This window comes from Micromonospora sp. NPDC049102, from assembly GCF_043197485.1.
GTDB lineage: Bacteria > Actinomycetota > Actinomycetes > Mycobacteriales > Micromonosporaceae > Micromonospora.
This window is the reverse complement of record NZ_JBICTE010000035.1, coordinates 46,987-68,263: the sequence shown is the minus strand read 5'-3', so window position 1 is coordinate 68,263 and position 21,277 is coordinate 46,987. Positions and strand designations below refer to the sequence as shown.

At 73.4% G+C, this 21,277-nt stretch carries 20 protein-coding genes; 11 read left to right on the top strand and 9 right to left on the bottom strand.

The genetic code is table 11. The features are described from left to right. The first annotated feature begins 146 nt into the window (after nucleotides 1-146). The 3 genes from ACGFH9_RS26365 to ACGFH9_RS26355 all read left to right on the top strand — a co-directional run bounded on the left by ACGFH9_RS26365 (nucleotide 147) and on the right by ACGFH9_RS26355 (nucleotide 4,237). Complete coding sequence (locus tag ACGFH9_RS26365) at nucleotides 147-1,292, top strand: XdhC family protein (protein WP_393224239.1); 1,146 nt, start codon at nucleotides 147-149, stop codon at nucleotides 1,290-1,292. Between the two features lie 94 nt (nucleotides 1,293-1,386). Then, the gene (locus ACGFH9_RS26360) at nucleotides 1,387-2,322 is read left to right on the top strand and encodes a PfkB family carbohydrate kinase (protein WP_393224237.1); all 936 of its coding nucleotides are present in this window, start codon (nucleotides 1,387-1,389) and stop codon (nucleotides 2,320-2,322) included. An 88-nt stretch (nucleotides 2,323-2,410) separates the two neighbouring features. Next, nucleotides 2,411-4,237: an alpha-galactosidase gene (locus ACGFH9_RS26355; protein WP_393224234.1), complete on the top strand. Its 1,827-nt coding sequence runs from the start codon at nucleotides 2,411-2,413 to the stop codon at nucleotides 4,235-4,237. 105 nt (nucleotides 4,238-4,342) lie between these two features. Here the strand turns inward: ACGFH9_RS26355 and ACGFH9_RS26350 are convergent, their stop codons facing one another. Then, nucleotides 4,343-5,173, bottom strand: a complete 831-nt coding sequence (locus ACGFH9_RS26350; protein WP_393224231.1) for an MBL fold metallo-hydrolase — start codon at nucleotides 5,171-5,173, stop codon at nucleotides 4,343-4,345. Beyond that, nucleotides 5,170-5,574, bottom strand: coding sequence for a thioesterase family protein (locus ACGFH9_RS26345; RefSeq protein WP_393224228.1), 405 nt, complete (start codon nucleotides 5,572-5,574; stop codon nucleotides 5,170-5,172). The genes ACGFH9_RS26350 and ACGFH9_RS26345 overlap by 4 nt, the downstream gene beginning before the upstream one ends. Before the next feature lie 138 nt (nucleotides 5,575-5,712). On the opposite strand from ACGFH9_RS26345, the gene ACGFH9_RS26340 reads away from it, so the two are divergent. Next, a complete protein-coding gene (locus ACGFH9_RS26340) occupies nucleotides 5,713-6,768 on the top strand; it encodes a phosphatase PAP2 family protein (RefSeq protein ID WP_393224225.1) in 1,056 nt (351 codons plus the stop codon). 166 nt (nucleotides 6,769-6,934) lie between these two features. On the opposite strand, the gene ACGFH9_RS26335 is transcribed toward ACGFH9_RS26340, so the two are convergent. From ACGFH9_RS26335 to ACGFH9_RS26325, 3 genes are all read right to left on the bottom strand, one after another. After that, complete coding sequence (locus tag ACGFH9_RS26335) at nucleotides 6,935-8,479, bottom strand: PH domain-containing protein (RefSeq protein WP_393224222.1); 1,545 nt, start codon at nucleotides 8,477-8,479, stop codon at nucleotides 6,935-6,937. Between the two features lie 43 nt (nucleotides 8,480-8,522). Next, complete coding sequence (locus ACGFH9_RS26330; protein WP_393224279.1) at nucleotides 8,523-9,062, bottom strand: PH domain-containing protein; 540 nt, start codon at nucleotides 9,060-9,062, stop codon at nucleotides 8,523-8,525. Nucleotides 9,063-9,395: 333 nt separating this feature from the next. After that, nucleotides 9,396-9,626: a hypothetical protein gene (locus ACGFH9_RS26325; RefSeq protein WP_393224219.1), complete on the bottom strand. Its 231-nt coding sequence runs from the start codon at nucleotides 9,624-9,626 to the stop codon at nucleotides 9,396-9,398. Between the two features lie 242 nt (nucleotides 9,627-9,868). Here ACGFH9_RS26325 and ACGFH9_RS26320 point away from each other — a divergent pair, with 242 nt between their 5' ends. The 3 genes from ACGFH9_RS26320 to ACGFH9_RS26310 are packed head-to-tail and all read left to right on the top strand — an operon-like array spanning nucleotide 9,869 to nucleotide 12,902. Further along, entirely contained in the window at nucleotides 9,869-10,975 is a 1,107-nt protein-coding gene (locus ACGFH9_RS26320) for a MoxR family ATPase (protein WP_355245668.1), read from the top strand. Then, complete coding sequence (locus ACGFH9_RS26315; protein WP_393224276.1) at nucleotides 10,954-11,955, top strand: DUF58 domain-containing protein; 1,002 nt, start codon at nucleotides 10,954-10,956, stop codon at nucleotides 11,953-11,955. The genes ACGFH9_RS26320 and ACGFH9_RS26315 overlap by 22 nt, the downstream gene beginning before the upstream one ends. After that, nucleotides 11,952-12,902, top strand: coding sequence for a VWA domain-containing protein (locus tag ACGFH9_RS26310; protein WP_393224215.1), 951 nt, complete (start codon nucleotides 11,952-11,954; stop codon nucleotides 12,900-12,902). The genes ACGFH9_RS26315 and ACGFH9_RS26310 overlap by 4 nt, the downstream gene beginning before the upstream one ends. Nucleotides 12,903-13,299: 397 nt before the next feature. On the opposite strand, the gene ACGFH9_RS26305 is transcribed toward ACGFH9_RS26310, so the two are convergent. The 4 genes from ACGFH9_RS26305 to ACGFH9_RS26290 form a co-directional block, all read right to left on the bottom strand. Then, nucleotides 13,300-14,553 (bottom strand): acyltransferase family protein, encoded by a 1,254-nt coding sequence (locus ACGFH9_RS26305; RefSeq protein WP_393224212.1) that lies wholly within the window; start codon nucleotides 14,551-14,553, stop codon nucleotides 13,300-13,302. Further along, complete coding sequence (locus tag ACGFH9_RS26300) at nucleotides 14,550-15,446, bottom strand: alpha/beta hydrolase (protein WP_393224209.1); 897 nt, start codon at nucleotides 15,444-15,446, stop codon at nucleotides 14,550-14,552. The genes ACGFH9_RS26305 and ACGFH9_RS26300 overlap by 4 nt, the downstream gene beginning before the upstream one ends. A gap of 130 nt (nucleotides 15,447-15,576) precedes the next feature. Next, nucleotides 15,577-16,239, bottom strand: a complete 663-nt coding sequence (locus ACGFH9_RS26295) for a response regulator transcription factor (protein ID WP_355245683.1) — start codon at nucleotides 16,237-16,239, stop codon at nucleotides 15,577-15,579. Next, the gene (locus tag ACGFH9_RS26290; protein ID WP_393224205.1) at nucleotides 16,236-17,459 is read right to left on the bottom strand and encodes a sensor histidine kinase; all 1,224 of its coding nucleotides are present in this window, start codon (nucleotides 17,457-17,459) and stop codon (nucleotides 16,236-16,238) included. The genes ACGFH9_RS26295 and ACGFH9_RS26290 overlap by 4 nt, the downstream gene beginning before the upstream one ends. A gap of 155 nt (nucleotides 17,460-17,614) precedes the next feature. Here ACGFH9_RS26290 and fabG point away from each other — a divergent pair, with 155 nt between their 5' ends. From fabG to ACGFH9_RS26270, 4 genes are all read left to right on the top strand, one after another. Then, nucleotides 17,615-18,319, top strand: a complete 705-nt coding sequence (gene fabG, locus ACGFH9_RS26285) for a 3-oxoacyl-ACP reductase FabG (RefSeq protein WP_393224202.1) — start codon at nucleotides 17,615-17,617, stop codon at nucleotides 18,317-18,319. 28 nt (nucleotides 18,320-18,347) lie between these two features. Then, on the top strand, nucleotides 18,348-19,115 hold the full coding sequence (fabI, locus tag ACGFH9_RS26280) for an enoyl-ACP reductase FabI (RefSeq protein WP_393224200.1): 768 nt from the start codon (nucleotides 18,348-18,350) through the stop codon (nucleotides 19,113-19,115). A gap of 99 nt (nucleotides 19,116-19,214) precedes the next feature. Next, on the top strand, nucleotides 19,215-20,267 hold the full coding sequence (locus ACGFH9_RS26275; protein ID WP_393224197.1) for a ferrochelatase: 1,053 nt from the start codon (nucleotides 19,215-19,217) through the stop codon (nucleotides 20,265-20,267). After that, on the top strand, nucleotides 20,260-21,039 hold the full coding sequence (locus ACGFH9_RS26270) for an HAD-IIA family hydrolase (RefSeq protein ID WP_007462546.1): 780 nt from the start codon (nucleotides 20,260-20,262) through the stop codon (nucleotides 21,037-21,039). Before ACGFH9_RS26275 ends, ACGFH9_RS26270 begins: the two co-directional genes overlap by 8 nt. The last annotated feature ends 238 nt before the right edge of the window (nucleotides 21,040-21,277 follow it).

Genomic DNA, 21,277 nt, shown 5'->3' with positions numbered 1-21,277 from the left:
GTCGGTCCTCGATGCGTCAATCGCGGCGGGCGCCCGTGCCGGGCTTGTCCGTACTCCGATCGGCCCCGCCCGTTCTCTCCTATAGTGATGGTCTGCCTTCCTACGGCGACGACGGCCGTCCGAGCAGACGAAGGAGGCGGCAGCGCGTGCCCGACGTGTTCGACGAGCTGCACCGCCGCTGCCGGGCCGGCGAGTCGGTCGCCCTGGCCACCGTGGTCGCCACCTGGCGATCCGCGCCGCAGCCGCCCGGGGCCGCCATGCTCGTCGCTGCCGACGGGTCGGTCACCGGCAGCGTCTCCGGCGGCTGCGTCGAGGCGGACCTCTACGAGAGGGCCCGCCACGTGCTCGACACCGGCGTGCCGGAGTTGGTCCACTACGGCGTCAGCGACGACGAGGCGTACGCGGTGGGCCTGACCTGCGGCGGCATGCTGGACGTGTTCGTCCAACGGCTCGACGACGGCGCCCTGGCGCAGCTCGACGTGGTCGCCGCCGCGCGGCAGGCCGGCGAACCGGCCGCGGTCGTCACCTGCGTGGCCACCGACGCGGGCGACACCGCGGCGTCGACCGATCCGGCGGGGCGGCTGGGCCGTCGGCTGGTGTTGACCGGAGGGCAGGTGACGGGCTCGCTCGGCGACGACCGGCTGGACGACGCGGCGGTCGACGACGCGCGCGGGCTGCTCGCCGCCGGGCACAGCGGCGTCCTGCGGTACGGCTACCAGGGGCAGCGCCGGGGCAGCGGCCTGAGCCTGTTCGTGGCCGCGTACGCGACTCCGCCCCGGATGATCGTCTTCGGGGCGATCGACTTCGCGGCGGCGGTGGCCCGCATCGGCGCGTTCCTCGGTTACCGGGTGACCGTCTGCGACGCCCGGCCCGTCTTCGCCACCGGCCGGCGCTTCCCGGAGGCGCACGAGGTGGTGGTGCAGTGGCCGCACCGCTACCTGCGGGACGAGGTCGACGCCGGCCGGGTCGACCGGCGCACCGTCGTCTGCGTGCTCACCCACGATCCGAAGTTCGACGTGCCGCTGCTGGAGCTGGCCCTGCGCCAACCGCTGGCGTACGTCGGCGCGATGGGCTCGCGGCGTACCCACGACGAGCGGCACAAGCTGCTCCGCGAGGCGGGGCTCGCCCCCGAGCAACTCGACCGGCTCGCCTCGCCGATCGGGCTGGATCTCGGTGGTCGTACCCCCGAGGAGACCGCGGTCAGCGTGGCGGCGCAGATCGTCGCCGCCCGCTGGGGCGGCAGTGGACGTCCCCTGGCCGCGCTCGACGGACCGATCCACCACCCGGGCTGAGCGCGGCCCGGGCCTTCGCCGCTCGCCGGGCCGTGCGCTGTGCCAGCCTGGTCGCAGACGGCCGTCGCGGCCGCCGACGACGAGGGGAACTCCGATGGGGTACGCGCTTGTGCTCGGCGAGGCGCTGGTCGACCTGCTCGACGGCGAACTCGACGGGGAACGGGTCTACCGGCAGGCCATCGGTGGTGGCCCGCTCAACGTCGCCGTCGGGGTGACCCGCCTCGGCGGGGCGGCGCAGTTCGTCGGCTCGCTCGGCGACGACGCGCTGGGCGGGCGAATCCGCGGCTTCCTGACCGAGGTCGGGGTGGGCCTGGCCGGGGCGGTCGCGGTGCCCGCGCCGACCACGCTCGCGGTGGTGACGTACGCGGGCCCGGAACCGGACTTCCGCTTCTACGGCGAGCCACCCTCGTACGGGCTGCTCGGCCCGGACGACCTGGACCTGGCGCTGACCGAGGGCGCCGACGTGCTCTACTGCGGCTCGATCGTGCTGCTCGAGCCGGGCACGCTGGCCGCCGCCCGCAGGGCCTGGTCGCTCGCCACGGGTCTGCGGGTCCTCGACCCGAACGTCCGCCCGCGACTGCTCGACGGGCCGGCCGCGCTGGACGGGCTGCGACGGGTGGTGGCGGAGTTCGCCGCGGGAGCGCACCTGGTCAAGCTGAGCAGCGCCGACGCCGGGCTGCTGTATCCGGGTGAGCCGGTCGAGGGCGTCGCCGCGTACCTGCGGGAACTCGGGGCTTCCACCGTGGTGGTGACGCTCGGCGCGGCCGGCGCGGTGCTGGCCGCCGCCGAGGCCGACCCCGTGCGGGTGCCGGCCCCGAAGGTCGACGCCGTCGACGCCACCGGCGCCGGTGACTCGGTCATGGCCGCGTTGATCGCCGGCCTGCTGCGCGACGGCGAGCCGGCCGACCCGGCCGGCTGGGTGGATTCGGTGGCGTTCGCGCTGCGGGTCGCCGGCCTGGTCTGCGAGTCGCCGGGCGGGGCCACCGCCATGCCCACGCGCGCCGACGTCGAGCGCCGCTTCGGCGTCTGAGGAGTGGTGACGACTGGTTGACGGCCACGTTATGTGAACGTTAACATCGGCGTCTGCCTATTTCCAGCGTGTTATCCGGGAGGCTCCGATGAGACTCGTCCTGGTACCACCGACATTCCGCCGCCTCGCCGCCATCCTCGTCGTCGTCCTGGTGGCCGCAACCGGCGTGGCCGCCAGCCCGCCGGAGCGGGCGCTCGCCTGGGACAACGAAACAGCCAGCACCCCGCCGATGGGGTGGAACAGCTACGACTCGTTCAACTGGAGCGTCACCGAGGCCGACGTACGGGCCAACGCCGACTACATGGCCACCAACCTGCGCCAGGTCGGCTGGCAGTACGTGGTGATCGACTGGGCCTGGTACTACCCCGGGCGACACAACAACAGCCCCAACCAGGACTCGAACCTGCAACCCCGGCTCGGCATGGACGGCAACGGGCGGTTGCTGCCCGACACCACCCGGTTCCCCTCCGCGGCGGGCGGCAACGGGTTCAAGCCCCTGGCCGACTACATCCACGCGCAGGGACTGAAGGTCGGGGTCCACCTGATGCGGGGCATCCCCCGCCAGGCGGTCGCCGACAACGTCCCGATCCTCGGCACCACCTGCCGCGCCAACCAGATCAACAACAGCACCACGGCGGCCTGGCTCAACCTCATGTGGGGCCTCAACATGTCCAACCCCTGCGCGCAGAGCTACCTGGACTCGGTGTTCCAACTGCTGGCGTCCTGGGGGATCGACTTCGTCAAGGTGGACGACATCGCCGCCCCGACCTACCGCCAGGCGGAGGTCGAGGGCTACAAGCTGGCCATCCAGCACAGCGGCCGTCCCATGGTGCTGAGCCTGTCGCCGGGTGCGACCCCGCTGGCCAGCGGAGGCCACGTCCAGGCCAACGCGCACATGTGGCGGATCGTCAACGACCTGTGGGACAACTGGTCGTCCGTCGACGCCCTCTTCGACCAACTCCGCAACTGGACCCCGTACCGCGGCACCGGCGCGTGGCCCGACCCGGACATGATCCCCATCGGCCGTCTCTCCAAGTACGGGCCGGTCGGATCGCCGCGCTACTCCAACCTGAGCGCCGACGAGCAGCGCACCCTGATGACGCTCTGGGCGATCAACCGGGCGCCGCTGATGTGGGGCGGCAACCTGGTGGAGAACCGCGCCTCGGATCTGGCGTTGATGACGAACGCCGCAGTCCTGGCCGTCGACCAGAACAGCGCGAACAACCGTCAGCTCTCCGGCGGCACCCGGCAGGTGTGGACCGCCGACGTGCCGGGCAGCACCGACCGCTACGTCGCCCTGTTCAACCGCGAGAGCAGCGCGGCGAACGTCTCGGTCAACCTGGCCGACCTCGGAATCGGATCGGCCACCGTGACCGACCTGTGGTCCGGCGCATCCCTCGGCACGGTCAACGGCACGCTCACCCGCTCCCTGCCGGCCCACGGTGCCGGGCTGTACCGGCTGACCCCGGGCACCACGGTGCCGGTGCCGTCCGCGTACACCCTCACCGCCCAGCACAGCGGGAAGCTGCTGGACGTCTCCAACAACGCGACGAACGACGGCGCCGACATCGTGCAGTGGGCCGCGAACGGGCAGCCCAACCAGCGGTGGCGGTTCCAGGACGCCGGCGGCGGCTACCAGACGGTGATCAGCGCGCACAGCGGCAAGTGCCTGGACGTGTACGGCGGTGCGAGCGCCACCGGCGACGGCGTCCGAGTGACCCAGTGGACCTGCAACGGCGGCACCAACCAGCAGTGGCGCGTGCAGGACCCAGGCACGGGCGCGGTACAGCTCATCGCCAGGCACAGCAACAAGTGCCTGACCATCCTCAACGCCGCCACCACCGACGGCGCCCGCGCCGTCCAGTCCACCTGCACCACCAGCGCAAGCCAGCAGTGGCGCCGCACGGGGGTCTAGCTCCGCCCTCTCCTCCGCGCCGATCTTGCACTTCCTGTTGACGATATGTCCCTTATCCGGGGCTATGTCGCCGCAGGAAGTGCAAGATCGACGGGGGTCGGGCGCTCAGCTTTCGCCGTTGAGCTCCCGGTAGCCGCGGCGCGCGGCGATCAGGGCCGCTCGGGCACCGAAGGGCGCCTCGGCGGCCACCCGCTCCGGGTGCGCGTCGCCGGTGTGCGCGGCCCGGATCAGCCAGGCCAGCCGCACCAGCCCCGCGTGCTGGGCACGCACGAAATTGACGTCCACCGGATCGCCGTGACCCGGCACGACGACCGTGCGCGCGGTCGTCAGCCGCAGCAGGTCCGCGACCGCGTCCGGCCACTGCAGGGGGTACGAGTCCTCGAAGGCGGGCGGACCACTCTGCTCCACCAGGTCGCCGGCGACGAGCACATCGGCGTCGGGAACGTGCACCACCAGATCGGCGTCGGTGTGCCCACGCCCCGGGTGCCGCAGCACCACCCGTCGAGAACCCAGGTCGAGCGTCGTCTCGGTGTGCACCGTGTGCGTCGGGGCCAGCAGCGCAGTGTCGGCCAGGTCGGCGGCCAGCTCCGGGTGCTCCGCGCGCACCTCCTCGTACGCCTCCCGGCGCAGCCGCTCCGGCTCGTCGCGCAGCGCGGCGGCGGCCCGCTCGTGCGCGTACACCGGGCGGGCCGGGTCGCCGGCCAGGACGGCGTTGCCGAAGCAGTGGTCGTAGTGGTGGTGCGTGTTGACGAGGGTCAGCGGACGGTCGGTGACCGCTCGGACGGCCTCGGCCAGCTCGGCGGCCTGCCCGGCCGAGGAGAGCGTGTCCACCAGCAGCGCTCCGTCGTCGCCGACGACGAGCGTGACGTTGACCCGCAGCAGGGGCTCGCCCCGCACGTACACCCGGTCGGCGACCTCGACGAACCCGGCGCTCACGACGACCGCCCGGCCCGGTCGACGAAGCGTTGCCGGTCCACCAGGAGGCGGTCCACCCGGCCCCGCGCCACCGTCTGGTCGCCGTCGGCGACGGTCACCTCGAACGACAACCGGCGACCGTCGACCGTCGCCAGCAGCGCCTGCGCCCGCACCGTGCGGCCCACCACCGTCGGCGCGAGATGCTCCAGCTCGACCCGGATGCCCACAGTCGTCGACCCGGGTGGCATCGCGCTGGCCGTGGCCGCGACGGTGGCGGCCTCCGCGAGCGCGAGCGCCCGGGGTGTGCCCAGCACCGGTACGTCCCCCGAACCGACCGCCTGGGCGGTGTCCGCGTCGGTGACGGTCAGCTCGACCTGGGCGGTCAGACCCGGCGCGAAGGCCGGCTCGGGCTGCTCCTGCATGGTCGCCAGCCTAGGTGCTCCCCGAGCCTGCCGAGCACGCGCCCGGCGATCCCGGCGCCGCCCACCCTCCAACCGTGCGGCGCCCCGCCGGGTGGTACCCGTCGGTCGATGCCGTAGCCGTCGTTAACCTTGACCGCGATGGCCGTCGTGACTGACCCCCAGCCCCCCGCCCGGACCGACCCACCCGCGTCCCCGGAAGCGGGCCGCCGGCGCATCGTCGCCATGACGATCTGGGCGGTCGCCTTCGTCGCCGCGTGGCTCGGCGTCGGTCTCCCCACCGACCCGGCGTACGCCTTCGTCTGGATCTGGCTCGGGACCATCGCCTGGAACAGCGACCGCCCGTGGCGCAGCCACCTGCGCTTCGCCCGGGACTGGGTACCGGTGGTGCTGCTGCTTGCCGCGTACAACCTGTCGCGCGGGTTCGCCGACAACGGCGCCACCCCGCACGCCATGGAGTTGATCGTCGCCGACCGGTTCATGTTCGGCTGGGCCACCGGTGGGGAGGTGCCCACCGTCTGGCTGCAGGAGCACCTGTACCGCCCGCAGGTGCACTGGTGGGACATCGCGGCGAGCTGGGTGTACTTCTCGCACTTCGTGGTGGCGCTGGCCGCCGCCGCCGTCCTCTGGCTGCGCGACCGGCACCGCTGGGCCGCCTACATGCGCCGCTGGGGTTTCCTGTGCGCCGCCGGGCTGGCCACCTACTTCATCTATCCGGCCGCCCCGCCGTGGTGGGCCGCGCAGAACGGCCTGCTCACCGAGGTCGCCCGGATCTCCACCCGGGGCTGGAAGGTGTTCGGCATGCACGGCGCCGGCAACGTGCTCAACGCCGGCCAGATCGCCTCGAACCCGGTCGCCGCGATGCCGTCGCTGCACACCGCGTGGGCGCTGTTCGTGGTGCTGTTCTTCCTGCACACCACCCGCCGCCGGTGGTGGCCACTACTGCTCGCGTACCCGCTGGCGATGACCTTCACCCTGGTCTACTCCGGCGAGCACTACGTGATCGACGTACTGGTGGGCTGGACGTACGTCGGGCTGACCTACCTGGTGGTCGGCCTGGCCGAGCGGGGTTGGAGGACCTGGCGCGCCCACCGCGCCACCCAACCCCCCACCACACCCGTCGCTACCGCACCCCCACCCCCACTCCCACCCCCACCCACCGAAACCCCAACCCCGCCCGTCCCGGCCAACCACTAACAGCCCCGCCCCCCGCCCCGCCCGCCCCCGCCCCGCCCCCTCCGCCCCGTCCCTTCCCCCGGTGATCATGAAGTTATTGCTCCTCGCGTCGGCGTGTCGGGGCAATAACTTCATGATCAACCGGGGTGGGGGTGGGGGTGGGGGTGGGGGTGGGGGTGGGGGTGGGTCAGTGGGTTGGGGGTTCGGGGGTTTGGTGGCGGGCGGCGGTTGCTCGGGTGGTCAGTTCGGCTGCCAGGGACCAGGCTTCGGCGAGGTCGCGGTCCTGGGCCGCCGCGCCCGAGCCGCCGGCCGTGTCCGCGTACACGGTGGCCAGCCCCAGCCGGCGTTGCACCGGCCCCTGCACGACGCGCACGCTCTGGATCCGCGCGTACGGCACGATCGCCAACTCCCGGGTGAGCAGCCCGGACCGGGTGGCGAAGACCCGTTCGAACAGGCCCGCACCGAGCGCGCCGCGTCCGAGTGGGTGCAGCCAGCGCGTCCGGGGCGGTGGCGGGCTCAGTATGAGCGCGTCCAGGCGTACGCCGGGTAGCACCTCGCCGACGATCATCGTGGCGGTCGGCAGGTCGCCCACCGGCAGCAGCCGGTCCGGCCGGTTGCGGTCGTCGGCCTCCGCGATCGAGTAGCCGGCCACCTCCAACCTCAGTCGCAGCCAGTCGTTGACCCGCCACAGCAGCGGCCACGTGGCCCGTACGGTCTGGACCCGGTCCAGCGGCACGGTCTGCGCCCGGGTCTCCAGCAGGCCGTTGTGCACCCGCAGGGTGCCGCCGTCGCGGGCCAGCCGGAAGTTCCAGTCGTCGAGGACCCGGCGGATCGGTTGCAGCAGCACACCGGCCATCGCGGTCAGCGTGCTGGCCACCGCGATGAACGACCACGACCCGGCGGTGACGAACTGCACCACGACGAAGGCCACACCGAACGGGAGCAGGAACGCCTGCGGGGTGAGCAACTGGCTGACCAGCAGGTTCTGGTTGCGTACCGCATGCAGTGGCCGGCCCGGCACGGCCGTCGCCGCCTCGGCCGGCGTCGCGGGCGCGGTGGTGTCGGGTGCCGCCGTCCGGCCGGCGAGCGCCAGCAACCGCTCGCGCAGGCGGGATGCGTCGGCCACCCCGAGGTACGCCAGCGGCGCCTCGGTCTTGCCCCCGCCGACGACCTCCAGGCGCAGCTCGGCCAGGCCGGTGAGCTGGGCGAGCAGGGGCCGGACCACCTCCACGGCCTGCAACCGCTCCAGCGGAATCGCCCGGGTACGCCGCCACAGCAGCCCCTCGTACACCCGCAGCTCACGACCCACCACGTGGTAGCCGGTGTTGTACCAACTGATCACCGACAGCACCGTCGCGCCGAGCGCCAGCACCACCACCATGGCGGCGAACCAACCGAAGCCGACCCGCGACAGCGTCGACCAGGACAGGCCGGCGATCACCACGACCAGCGACTTGGCACCGTGCAGCAGCGGGCTGAGCGGGTGCAGCCGCTGCCGAGGCTCGCCGTCACCACCGCCCCCCGGCGCCGGCCAGGGCTGAACCGCCTGCGCCGGCCCGGCCGCCTGCGCCGGCCCGACGGGGTACGGCGACCCCGCGGCCTGCGGCGTGCCGACCGGATGCGGCGTGCCGGGCGGTTGTGGCGTGCCGACCGGGTGCGGCGTGCCGGGCGGGAACGCGCCGCCGTCGGAGGGCGGCGGTCGGGTGCCCGGCTCGACGGGGCTCTCGCTCATCGGGCCGGCTCCCGGCGTCGCCGAGGGTCGCCCGCGCGGCCGGTCACAGCCCCTCCGCCCGGTCCTCGCCGAGCGCGGTGAGCCGGTCGCGCAGTCGGGACGCCTCGGCCGGACGCAGGCCGGGTACCCGTGCGTCGCTGGCGGCCGCGGCCGTGTGCAACTGCACGGTGGCCAGGTCGAAGGCGCGTTCCAGCGGGCCGGCGCTCACGTCGACGAACTGCATGCGGGAGTACGGGACGATCGACAGCCGACGGACCAGCAGCCCGTGCCGCACGAGCAGGTCGTCGTCGCGCTCGGCGTAGCCCCAGGCGCGTACCGCCCGGACGATGGCAGTGGCCCGCCACCCGCCGAGCACCAGTACGACGGCGAGGGCGAGACCGAACAGCCAGTGGCCGCTCAGCGCCCAGCCGATCGCGGTGACGGCCAGGCCGACGGCCACCACGAGCGCGAGCCGGATCAGCTCCACCCAGATCAGGTCGGCGGAGATCGGCTGCCACTGGACGGTGTCGGGCCACGGCTCCAACGGGCCGTGTCTCGACGCGGCGGGGTCACGCCCGGCCGGCAGGAGCCCGGGGGGCGGCAGGTCGGGCGGCGACGAGGAAACGTCGTGGTGGCTGTCGGACGGGGGAACGGCGTTCGGCGGCAACGGGGCTGGCGACGACACGTCCGGGGGAGACGGGTCCGGGCCGAGCGTGCCGGGCGCGGGGAACGCGCCGGGCGGCGGCGCGACGCCGGGCGGCGCAGCGGCTGGGGAGGTCGCCCGGGTCGGGGCGGTGGGGCCGGGCAGGGCCGGTGGGGCGTCGGGGTCGGGAGAGGTCGGGATTTCGGCGCGGTCCTCCGCGCTCACCGACGGGATCCGTTCTGCGTGTCCCGCGCCGCCACGCGAGACGCCACGCTGCTGTGCCTCATCGCTCGCTCACATGTCGAGGGTAGGCGATCCGGACACCGGAGTGACGGTACGGAGGAAGCCCCGGGCGTCCAGGAACGCCCCGAGGGTGTCACGGTGCTCGGCGCAGGCCAGCCACGTCTTGCGCCGATCGGCGGTGTGCAGGCGGGGATTGTTCCACTCCAGCGCCGAGACGGCGGGGGCGCGGCAGCCCCGGGCCGAGCAGACCAGGGCTTCGTCGGCAGGAGTGGGGGCGCTCATCCGGGCCAGTCTAGGGCGGCCGGACGGAAAAAGTTTGAGCGCCGGGCGGCCACGGGGGGAGCCGCCCGGCGACGGGATGAATCGTACACACGGCGGCCCGGTCCCTGTCCACCCGTGACGCGCGATTCGGTGGTCGGGACGGCGCGGCGAATTTCGGGTTCTCCCCACCTCGGCACTCAGGAAGGCATGCGAGTCTTGATACCGCATCAGCCGCGACGACCGACGAACGCTGTGGAGGACCGGTGGCCCAGCCGACCACGCCCGACGCCCCGACGCCGAACGGGGCGGCACCGCAGGCGCCCGCCCCGGTGACCACGCCCGCGCAGGACGCCACCCTGCTGGAGAAGGCGTTGTTCGAGATCAAACGGGTGATCGTCGGCCAGGACCGGATGGTCGAGCGGATGTTCGTCGCGCTGCTCGCCCGCGGCCACTGCCTGCTCGAAGGTGTGCCCGGCGTCGCCAAGACCCTGGCCGTGGAGACCCTCGCCAAGGTCGTCGGCGGGTCCTTCGCCCGGGTGCAGTTCACCCCGGATCTGGTGCCGGCCGACATCATGGGCACCAGGATCTACCGGCAGTCGAGCGAGAAGTTCGACGTGGAGTTGGGCCCGGTCTTCGTCAACTTCCTGCTCGCCGACGAGATCAACCGTGCGCCGGCCAAGGTGCAGTCGGCGCTGCTGGAGGTGATGAGCGAGCGGCAGGTGTCCATCGGCGGCGAGAGCCACCGGGTGCCCGACCCGTTCCTGGTGATGGCCACCCAGAACCCGATCGAGCAGGAGGGCGTCTACCCGCTGCCGGAGGCCCAGCGGGACCGCTTCCTCATGAAGATCGTCGTGGGCTATCCGACCGACGCCGAGGAGCGGGAGATCGTCTACCGGATGGGCGTTGCCGCGCCGGAGCCGACGGCGGTCTTCGACACCCCCGAGTTGATCGCCCTGCAACGCAAGGCCGACCAGGTCTTCGTGCACAACGCGCTCGTCGACTACGCGGTACGTCTGGTGCTGGCCACCCGCGCGCCCGCCGAGCACGGCATGCCGGACGTCGCCCAGCTGATCCAGTACGGCGCCAGCCCGCGCGCCTCGCTCGGTCTGGTCCGGGCCACCCGGGCGCTGGCGCTGCTGCGGGGCCGCGACTACGCCCTGCCGCAGGACGTGCAGGACATCGCCCCGGACATCCTGCGGCACCGGCTGGTGCTCAGCTACGACGCGCTCGCCGACGACGTGCCGGCCGACCACATCGTGCAGCGGGTGATGTCGACCATCCCGCTCCCGTCGGTCGCGCCCCGACAGCAGGCCACCCCGCCGTCGACCGTCCCACCGCCGGGTGCGGGCTGGCCCGGGCAGCGACCGTGACCTCACCCACCCCTCGACCCGCCCCTCTGGCCGACCGCAGCGAGGCCGTGCTGTCCCGGCTCCAGTTGTTGGTCACCCGCAAGCTCGACGGTCTGCTCCAGGGCGACTACGCCGGCCTGCTCCCCGGCCCGGGCAGCGAGGCGGGGGAGTCGCGGGAGTACCGCCCCGGCGACGACGTACGCCGGATGGACTGGCCGGTGACCGCGCGGACCACGACCGCGCACGTGCGACGGACGGTCGCGGACCGGGAGTTGGAGACCTGGCTGGCCCTGGACCTCTCGGCCAGTCTGGACTTCGGCACCGGGCAGTGGCTCAAGCGGGAGGTGGTGGTGGCGGCCGCCGCTGCCATCACCCACCTGACCGTGCGCGGCGGCAACCGCATCGGCGCGGTGATCGGCACCGGTGGCGGCGCGTCCGCGCCGGCGCGGCGCTGGCGGGGTGGCCCGCCTCCGGCCGGTCCCGGCGCGTTCACCCGCCTGCCGGCCCGCTCCGGTCGCAAGGAGGCGCAGGGTCTGCTGCGTACCGTCGCCGGTACGGCGATCCAGCCCGGTCGAGGTGATCTGGGAGCACTCGTCGACATGCTCAACCGCCCGCCCCGGCGGCGCGGGGTGGCTGTGGTGGTCTCGGACTTCCTGGCACCGGCCGAGCAGTGGGCCCGGCCCATGCGCAAGCTGCGCGTACGGCACGACGTGCTGGCGATCGAGGTGGTCGACCCGCGTGAGCTGGAGCTGCCCGACGTGGGGGTGCTGCCGGTGGTCGACCCGGAGAGCGGTGAGCTGCACGAGGTGCAGACCGCGGACCCCCGGCTGCGGCAGCGCTACGCCGAGGCCGCAGCCGCCCAACGGGCCACGATCGCCGCCGCGCTGCGCGGTGCCGGCGCGGCCCACCTGCGTCTGCGTACGGACCGAGACTGGCTGCTGGACATGGTGCGTTTCGTGGCCGCGCAGCGGCACGCGCGTACCCGGGGGACGACACGATGATCCGTTTTCTGCAACCGTGGTGGCTGCTGGCCGTGCTGCCGGTGCTCGCGCTCGCCGGGTTCTACGTGTGGCGGCAGTTGCACCGCCGGGCGTACGCGATGCGGTTCACCAACGTGGACCTGCTGCGTACCGTCGCGCCGAAGGGCCTCGGCTGGCGGCGGCACGTCCCGGCGACCGCGTTCCTGCTCTGCCTGCTGGTGCTCGCCACGGCCCTGGCCCGACCGGCGATGGACACGAAGGAGCCGCTGGAGCGGGCGACCGTGATGCTCGCCATCGACGTGTCGCTGTCGATGCAGGCCGACGACGTGGCGCCGAACCGGTTGGAGGCCGCGCAGGAGGCGGCGAAGCAGTTCGTGGCCGAGCTGCCGGAGAGCTACAACCTGGGCCTCGTGTCGTTCGCCAAGGCGGCGAACGTGCTGGTGCCGCCGGGCAAGGACCGGGACGCGGTGACCGCCGCGATCGACGGTCTGGTGCTGGCCGAGGCGACCGCGACGGGCGAGGCGGTGTTCACCTGCCTGGAGGCGATCCGGTCGGTCCCGGCTGACGGCGCGGCGGGTATCCCACCGGCGCGGATCGTGCTGCTGTCGGACGGTTTCCGGACCTCCGGCCGGTCGGTGGAGGAGGCGGCCGCTGCCGCGCAGGCGGCCAACGTGCCGGTCTCCACTATCGCGTTCGGCACGGACACGGGTCAGGTCGACATCGGCGGGCAGCTCCAGCGGGTGCCGGTGGACCGGCTGGCCCTTGCCGAGCTGGCCGAGAGCACCGAGGGCTACTTCTACGAGGCTGCCTCGGTGAGCGAGCTGAAGCAGGTCTACCAGGACATGGGCAGCTCGATCGGTTTCCGCACCGAGCCGCGCGAGGTGACGCAGTGGTACGCCGGGGTGGCGCTGCTGCTGGCGCTCTGCGCCGGCGCGCTCAGCCTGCTCTGGTCGTCGCGGATGCTCTGACCTTCGACCGGGTCAGCGGATGCTCTGACCGAAGGCCGGGGCAGCTGACGGCCTGGGCCGACCGGGTCAGCTGACGACCAGGGGAGAGGACCGTCAGGGGAGGGACGGCCGGTGGTGGTCAGTGACCGCCACCGGCCAGGACGAAGACGACGGCCACCCAGACGGCGGCGAGGGTGAAGCCCAGCGGGGCGACGTAGCGGCTCATGGACAACTCCGAGTGGCGGCTGGACGGTCCGCGTGCGGGGGCGGACCGCAGGGGGTGGGGACGCGCACACGAAGTCGTGACCGGGCGGCTCCCGGCGACCGTCCGGTGACCGGACGGTGCGGCACACACCACGGCGTTCGCCGAGGTGGTGGGGGAGCGGAGCGGGGTCAGCTCGCCAGGCTGAGTCGTGGCTCAGCGGGGCTGACCATCGGCCCGGCCACGACTAGGAGGATCGCTATCTCGCACAGCGATCACCTCCTGAAAGTCGGCCCGGTCCGAACGTTGATGATCGTACACCTGCGTCGGCACGGGCACGCACTCGGCCGACCGGCCGGCGAACGCTCCACCGCCCGGCCGGCGCGACCCGCCGGGGCGGTCCGTGGACCCGCTCCGGCGACCCGTACGCACCACCGTGGCCAGCACCGTGGCCAGCAGCGGTAGCCAACAGCACCGGGCGAGCAGCCACCCCGGGCCGTCCGGTGCGGTGTGCAGCCCGGGTAGGGGCAGGCCACCTCGTGCGGTGAGCGCGGTCACCCCGACCAGCACCGGTTGGTGCCACAGGTAGATCCGCACGGCGTCGCTGTTCAACCTGCTCACCACCCGAGCGGGCAGCGGCCGGGCCAGCAACCGCTCCCACCCTGGTCGGGCCAGCAGGCCCACCCCGACCTGGGTGACCGCGAGCGCCACCGCCAGCAGCGACGGCGGGTTGAGGTTGGACACGCCGGCCCCGGGCACCCCGACCGCGCTGACCGGGTAACCCGCCGCCAGCAGCACGGCCAGCGTGACGCCCCCGCCCGTCGCCAGCAGGGCGGCCGTCCGCCGTCCACCCAGCCGCCCGTCGGCGTACGCCAGGCCGAGCAGGTACGGCACCGACCAGGCCGCCACCACGCTGACCGGCGGCACGGTGACACCGTCCGGAAGCAGACGAACCACGAGGTCGCTCACCGCCACCACGGCCACCGCCGGCAGCGCGCAGCGTGCGACCCCCCATCGGCGTACGGCCGCGCGCAGCGGGCCGCTCGACGCGACGAGGAGCAGCAGCGGCGCCAGGAACCACAGCGGACTGACCGCGAGCCGCAGCCCCACGGCGAGCGTGTCGTCCGGTGCCCCCGCCACGGTGGCGGCCAGCAGCACCGCGGCACCCGTGCCGAGCAGCGCCACCGCGGGTAGCAGCAGACGACGCGTCCGGCGGGCCAGCCAGCCGCCCCACCCGCCCCGGTGCCCGGCCAGCGACCGTGCCGAGCCGAAGCCGGCGGCGAAGAAGAACAGGCCGAGTGTCTGCAACACCCAGGTGACCGGGGCCAGGCCGGGCAGCGTGGCCAACGGACTGGCCTGGTGCAGGCCGCCGTCCCCGGCCAGCACCAGACCGGTGACCAGCCAGTGCCCGAGCACGACCCCACCGATCGCGTACGCCCGCAGCGCGTCGACCGCGCGGTCGCGGTTCACCGCGCGTCCTCGACCGGCCCGGTGCCCAGCACGACCCCCGCGAGCGCGCCCAGCGTGGCGCTGCCCGTCGCCAGGTAGCCGTCGTGCCCGGACACCCCGTCCACCGGCAGCGGCCGGGCGCCGAACGCCGGGTCGCCCGGGCGACGCCCGTACCCGAGACCGGGCAGCCGCACCCCCGGCACCCGGCGGATCCAGTCGGAGGACGCCTCGGCAGCCCAGAACCGCAGGCCGTCGCGCAACTCGTCGGCACGCTGCACCCCCGCGCCGACACCGCCGAGGCTCACCACGTCGCCGACCTGCGCCGGGGCGTGTGCCGCCGCGAGCGCCGCCACCAGCGCCCCGTAGCTGTGCCCGATCACCGTGATCGTCGCGGTGGGACGCCGCGTCGCCAGCTCCCGCAGCAGCCCGGCCAGCCCGATCGCCCCGCGCCGGGCGCTCGCGTCGCTGACGGCGGCCACCACCCCGTCGGGCGGGTCGTAGCCGAGCCAGGCCAGCACCGCGACCCGCGCCGACGGGTCGGTCGAGCGCAGCCGCCGATACAGCTGCGCGGCCTGTACCGCCGGCGCGCGCCCGGCCACCCCGCCCAGCCCCCGGTCGAAGTCGGCGAGCGTGCTGCCCACCCCCGGCACCAGCACCGCGATCCGGTCCGCGTCGGCCAGGTCGCCGAGCACCTCCACCGCGCGGCCGTCACCGCGCGCGTCGAAGGTCAGGAACCGGCGTCCGTCGGCCACCCAGTCCGCGTACGGGTGGCCGGCCGCGCGCATCGCCGCCGCCGTCACCGGGTACGCCTCGACGAACCCCGTAGCCGCGACCGGCTCCGGTCTGCTGGGCAGAATCAGGTTCACACCGAGCAGTGCGCTCAGCGCCACACGGGCGGCACCTCGTCGTCGCATGCGCGTTCTCCCCTTCCGGAATGTCGTCCGGAGGAAGAGTGCGGTGGCGCACGGGTCGCGGGCGTCGTGCCGGGGAGCCGTCTCCCGGGTGGCTCCCCGGTGCTACTCGCCGGCGGCGACGAGACCGCTGCTACTCGCCGGCGGCGACCAGACCGGTCTCGTACGCCAGCACCACGGCCTGGGCCCGGTCACGCAGCCCCAGCTTGGCGAGGATCCGCCCGACGTGCGTCTTCACCGTCTGCTCGGCCACCACCAGGTCGCCGGCGATCTCCGCGTTGTTGCGGCCCCGGGCGATCAACCGCAGCACCTCGGTCTCCCGGGGGGTCAGCCCGGCCAGGTCGGTGGGGCGGGGCCGGCGGCGGTCGGGGCGGGCCGCGAACTCGGCGATCAGCCGGCGGGTGACCGCCGGGGCGAGCAGCGCGTCCCCGGCCGCCACCACCCGCACCGCCTGCACCAGATCGGCCGCCGGGGCGTCCTTGAGCAGGAAACCGCTGGCACCGGCCCGCAGCGCCTCGTACACGTAGTCGTCGAGGTCGAATGTCGTGAGGATGAGCACCCGGGGGCGCTGCGCCGACCGGTCACCCAGCAGCTTGCGGGTGGCCTCCAACCCGTCCAGGACCGGCATCCGCACGTCCATCAGCACCACGTCCGGGTCGAGCCGGCGGGCGGCGGCCACGGCCTGCGCGCCGTCGGCGGCATCGCCCACCACGAGCAGGTCCGGCTGGGCGGCGAGCAGCGCGCCGAAGCCCTGACGGACCATCGCCTGGTCGTCGGCGATCAGCACCTTGATCATGCCTCTGCGCTCCCCACCTCGTACGGCAGTTCGGCCACCACGGCGTACCCGCCGTCGGGCAGCGGTCCGGCGGTGAACGTACCGCCCAGCGAGGTCGCGCGCTCCCGCATGCCGGTCAGCCCGTGTCCCGGGCCGCCGTCGACTGTCGGTCGGACGTCGGGCGGGGAGTTGTCGACGCGTACTTCCAGACCGGACGGACCGGAACGGACGGTGACGCGCACCGCGGCGCCGGGCGCGTGCCGGGCCGCGTTCGCCAGGCCCTCCTGGACGATGCGGTACGCGGCCAGGCCGACCGGTGCGGGCACCGGCCCCGACGGGCCGGCCTCCAGGGTGACCGGCAGCCCGGCACGGCGGGCCGCGTCCACCATCGCGCCCAGGTCGGCCAGGTCGGGTTGCGGGGTGGTCTGCGGCCCGCTGGCCTCGCTGCGCAGCACCCCCAGCAGCCGCCGCATGTCGGTCAGCGCGTCGCGGGCCGAGCCGGCGATGGCGACGAACTCCGCGGTGGCGGGGGCGGGCACGTCGCCGAGCCGGTACGGCGCGGTCTCGGCCTGCACGGCGATCAGCGACATGTGGTGCGCCACCACGTCGTGCAGCTCGCGGGCGATCCGGGTGCGTTCCTCCAGGACGGCGCGACGCTCCTGCTCCCGCTCACTCAACTCGGTCTGCGCCGCGAGAGCCCGCCGGGACAACCTGTTGTGCCGGTACAGGTCGCCGACGATCGCCAGCGCGCCGAGCAGCAGCAGGACGGCGGCCCGGTTGTCGGGACGCACCAGGGTGAGCACCGGCACCGTGCTGATCACCACGACCCAGACCAGCACCGGCCGATCGACCCGCGCGACGACCACCGCCAGCACCGCGATCGACCCGAGCGTCAGCGGCGGAGTCCACGGCCAGGCCTGGTCGGCGGGCGCGTTGAACGTGCACACCAGCAGGGCCACCACCGTCAGCCGCCAGGCCAGCAGCGGAAACCGGGGCAGCGCCAACAGCGGCGCCACGGTCATCGCCGCGAACAGCAGCGCGATCGGCGTCGGCAACCCCCACTCGCTCTCCACGTTCAGCGTGATGAGGAACAGGCCCAGCGCGGCGAGCAACCCCACCGGGGCGGCGTAGCGGGCCAGCCTGGGCCAACGGGCCAGCACCGACCGGTCGGGTGGGGCGTCCAGGCCCCACAGGGTCTGCCGCAGGGCGCCGAGGGTCACGGCGATCGGTTGCCGGCTCACCACCCGGAGGCTACGGGCCGAGGGCGCCACCAGGCGTGCCCCCGCAGGTTGATCCCCACGTCGTACCTGGGTGGGACGCCACACCCGTTAGCGCTTACTTGCGGGTAACGCCTAGGCTCCGAGCCGTCCGTGCTGTGCACTCGCAAGGAGGAACCGTGGCCCGTACCGTGCTGGTGACCGGTGGCAACCGGGGAATCGGCCTGGCCATCGCGCAGGCCTTCGCCAAGCAGGGCGACCGGGTGGCGGTCACCCACCGCAGCGGCGAGGCCCCCGACGGGCTGTTCGGCGTACGGGCCGACGTCACCGACGCGGCCTCGATCGACGCCGCGTTCACCGCCGTCGAGGCCGAGCTGGGCCCGGTCGAGGTGGTCGTCGCCAACGCCGGCATGACCGACGACACGCTGCTGCTGCGGATGTCCGAGGAGCAGTTCACCACCGTGGTCGACACCAACCTCACCGGCGCTTTCCGGGTCGCCAAGCGCGCCTCCGGCAAGATGCTGCGAGCCAAGTGGGGTCGGATGATCTTCATTTCCTCGGTGGTGGGCCTCTCCGGCGGCGCGGGTCAGGTCAACTACGCCGCCAGCAAGGCCGGCCTGGTCGGCGTCGCCCGCTCGATCACCCGCGAGCTGGGCAGCCGCAACATCACCGCGAACGTGGTGGCGCCGGGCTTCATCGACACCGACATGACCGCCGGCCTGTCCGACGACCGCAAGGCGGAGATCCGCAAGTCCATCCCGGCCGGCCGGATGGCCAGCCCGGACGAGGTGGCCGCCGTCGTCACCTGGCTGGCCTCGGACAGCGCCGGGTACGTCTCCGGCGCCGTGATCCCGGTCGACGGCGGCCTCGGCATGGGCCACTGACCTTCTCTGACTACGGAGGAAACCCTGCATGTCCGGACTGCTCGCTGGTAAGCGGCTGCTCGTCACCGGTGTCATCACCGACGCCTCGATCGCCTTCTCAGTGGCGAAGATCGCCCAGGAGAACGGCGCTCAGGTCGTACTCACCGGCTTCGGCCGGCTCTCCCTGGTCGAGCGGATCGCCAAGCGGCTGCCCGAGCCCGCGCCGGTGATCGAGGTCGACGTGACCAACGCCGAGCACCTGGCCAGCCTCGCCGACCGGGTCCGCGAGCACGTCGACGGGCTCGACGGCGTCGTGCACTCGATCGGCTTCGCGCCGCAGAGCTGCCTCGGCGGCGGCTTCCTCGACGCGCCGTGGGAGGACGTGGCGACCGCCCTGCACGTGTCGACCTACTCGTACAAGTCGCTCGCCATGGCGGCCCTGCCGCTGATGTCGGCCGGCGGCGCGGTGGTCGGCCTGACCTTCGACGCCAGCAAGGCGTGGCCGGTCTACGACTGGATGGGCGTGGCCAAGGCCGGCCTGGAGTCCACGTCCCGCTACCTGGCGATGCACCTGGGCAAGCAGGGCATCCGCAGCAACCTGGTCGCCGCCGGTCCGCTGCGCACCATCGCCGCCAAGTCGATCCCCGGCTTCGACCAGTTCGAGGACGCCTGGGTCGAGCGGGCCCCGCTGGGCTGGGACCTCAACGACCAGGAGCCCGCCGCTCGGGCCTGCCTGGCGCTGCTGTCCGACTGGTTCCCGGCCACCACCGGCGAGATCGTGCACGTCGACGGCGGCTACCACTCGGTCGGTTCCTGACGCTCCCCGGCGACGCCCCCGAGGGCCGAACGCGTGACCTACGCGTCCGGATCAGGGGGCGTCGCCGGGCCGTCGTGGGCGAGGGGCAAGAATGACCCCATGGTGTACGACGCGGTGGTGCTGGTGTCCTTCGGCGGGCCCGAACGGCCCGAGGACGTGATGCCGTTCCTGCAGAACGTGACCCGCGGCCGCGGCGTGCCGCCCGAGCGGCTGGCCGAGGTCGCCGAGCACTACCAGCACTTCGGCGGGGTCTCCCCGATCAACCAGCAGAACCGTGAGCTACTGGCGGCCCTGCGCGCCGACTTCGACGCGAACGGCATCGATCTGCCCGTGTACTGGGGCAACCGCAACTGGGACCCGATGCTCGCCGACACCGTGACCCGGATGCGCGACGACGGCGTGACCCGGGCGCTGGCCTTCGTCACCAGCGCGTACGGCGGCTACTCGTCCTGCCGGCAGTACCAGGAGGACATCGCCGCCGCCCGCGCCGCCGTCGGGCCGGACGCGCCGGTGATCGAGAAGTTGCGGCAGTTCTGGGACCACCCCGGGTTCGTCGAGCCGCACGTCGACGCGGTCCGGGCCGCCCTCGCCCAGCTCGACCCCGCGAAGCGGGACACGACCCGACTCGTGTTCACCGCCCACTCCATCCCCACCTCGATGGCGGCCAACGCCGGCCCGCACGGCGGCCGGTACGAGGCGCAGTTGCGCGAGGCCGCCCGGCTGGTGGCCGAGGCCGCGGCCCCCGATCTGGCGTACGAGCTGGTGTGGCAGAGCCGGTCGGGCCCCCCGCACGTGCCGTGGTTGGAGCCCGACATCAACGACCACCTCGGCGCGCTCGCCGAGGGCGGCATCACCGGCGTGGTGGTCAGCCCGATCGGGTTCGTCTCCGACCACCTGGAGGTCGTGTGGGACCTCGACACCGAGGCCCTGGAGACCGCGAAGCAGCTCGGCTTGGACTTCGTCCGAGCCGGCACCCCGGGCACCGACCCGCGCTTCGTGACCATGATCCGTGAGTTGGTCACCGAACGCACCGACCCGAACGGCGCGCAGCTGCGCCGTCGCCTCGGCGACCTGCCGATGTGGGACACCTGCCCCACCGTCTGCTGTGTACCGACCCGCCGACCGACGCCTGCTGGGGGCACCGATGCATGACCGCAAGCCCGTGCAGAGCTGGCTCACCGACATGGACGGCGTACTGGTGCACGAGGGTCAGCCGGTGCCCGGAGCGCCGGAGTTCATCAACCGGATGCGCGCCTCCGGCAAGCCGTTCCTGGTGCTGACCAACAACTCGATCTACACGCCGCGTGACCTCACCGCCCGGTTGAGCCGGATGGGGCTGGACGTTCCGGAGGAGTCGATCTGGTCGTCCGCGCTGGCCACCGGCCAGTTCCTCGCCGACCAACGCCCGGGTGGAACCGCGTACGTCATCGGTGAGGCCGGCCTGACCACGGCGCTGCACGCGGTCGGGTACGTGCTCACCGACTTCGCCCCGGACTACGTGGTGCTCGGCGAGACCCGCACCTACAGCTTCGAGGCGATCACCAAGGCGGTCCGGCTGATCAACGACGGGGCCCGCTTCATCTGCACCAACCCCGACGTCACCGGCCCGTCCGTGGAAGGCGCGTTGCCGGCCGCCGGCTCGGTCGCCGCCATGATCTCCAAGGCGACCGGGGTGGAGCCGTACTTCGTCGGCAAGCCCAACCCGATGATGATGCGATCGGCGCTGAACACGATCAACGCGCACTCGGAGACCACCGCCATGATCGGCGACCGGATGGACACCGACATCCTCTGCGGCCTGGAGGCTGGGCTGGAGACCATCCTGGTGCTCACCGGCATCAGCAGCCGCACCGAGGCCGAGCGGTACCCGTACCGCCCGTCCCGCATCATCAACTCGGTCGCGGACCTGCTCGACGAGATCTGACGACCGCGCTGCGCGGCGGCGCACCGTGCGGTCCGACGGCAGCGTCGTACGGCCAGACGGCCGCGCGCGCAGTCCGACGGCTGTGCGGCCCGACGGCTGTGCGGCCCGACGGCTGTGCGGCCCGACGGCGGCGGGGGCGTGGGTGGGTGAGACGTCCTTTGCTCTGCTTCAGCGGAGGAAACGCTCGTGGCCTTCCGGTGTCGCCTTGGTTGAAGCAGAGCAAAGGACGCGTGCAGGG

Coding starts and splice junctions, on each gene's coding strand:
- ACGFH9_RS26360 (WP_393224237.1), top strand. CDS start 1,387: ATGGGGTACGCGCTTGTGCTCGGCGAGGCGCTGGTCGACCTGCTCGAC.
- ACGFH9_RS26355 (WP_393224234.1), top strand. CDS start 2,411: ATGAGACTCGTCCTGGTACCACCGACATTCCGCCGCCTCGCCGCCATC.
- ACGFH9_RS26345 (WP_393224228.1), bottom strand. CDS start 5,574: ATGCAGGAGCAGCCCGAGCCGGCCTTCGCGCCGGGTCTGACCGCCCAG.
- ACGFH9_RS26340 (WP_393224225.1), top strand. CDS start 5,713: ATGGCCGTCGTGACTGACCCCCAGCCCCCCGCCCGGACCGACCCACCC.
- ACGFH9_RS26335 (WP_393224222.1), bottom strand. CDS start 8,479: ATGAGCGAGAGCCCCGTCGAGCCGGGCACCCGACCGCCGCCCTCCGAC.
- ACGFH9_RS26325 (WP_393224219.1), bottom strand. CDS start 9,626: ATGAGCGCCCCCACTCCTGCCGACGAAGCCCTGGTCTGCTCGGCCCGG.
- ACGFH9_RS26310 (WP_393224215.1), top strand. CDS start 11,952: ATGATCCGTTTTCTGCAACCGTGGTGGCTGCTGGCCGTGCTGCCGGTG.
- ACGFH9_RS26300 (WP_393224209.1), bottom strand. CDS start 15,446: ATGCGACGACGAGGTGCCGCCCGTGTGGCGCTGAGCGCACTGCTCGGT.
- ACGFH9_RS26295 (WP_355245683.1), bottom strand. CDS start 16,239: ATGATCAAGGTGCTGATCGCCGACGACCAGGCGATGGTCCGTCAGGGC.
- fabI (WP_393224200.1), top strand. CDS start 18,348: ATGTCCGGACTGCTCGCTGGTAAGCGGCTGCTCGTCACCGGTGTCATC.
- ACGFH9_RS26275 (WP_393224197.1), top strand. CDS start 19,215: ATGGTGTACGACGCGGTGGTGCTGGTGTCCTTCGGCGGGCCCGAACGG.
- ACGFH9_RS26270 (WP_007462546.1), top strand. CDS start 20,260: ATGCATGACCGCAAGCCCGTGCAGAGCTGGCTCACCGACATGGACGGC.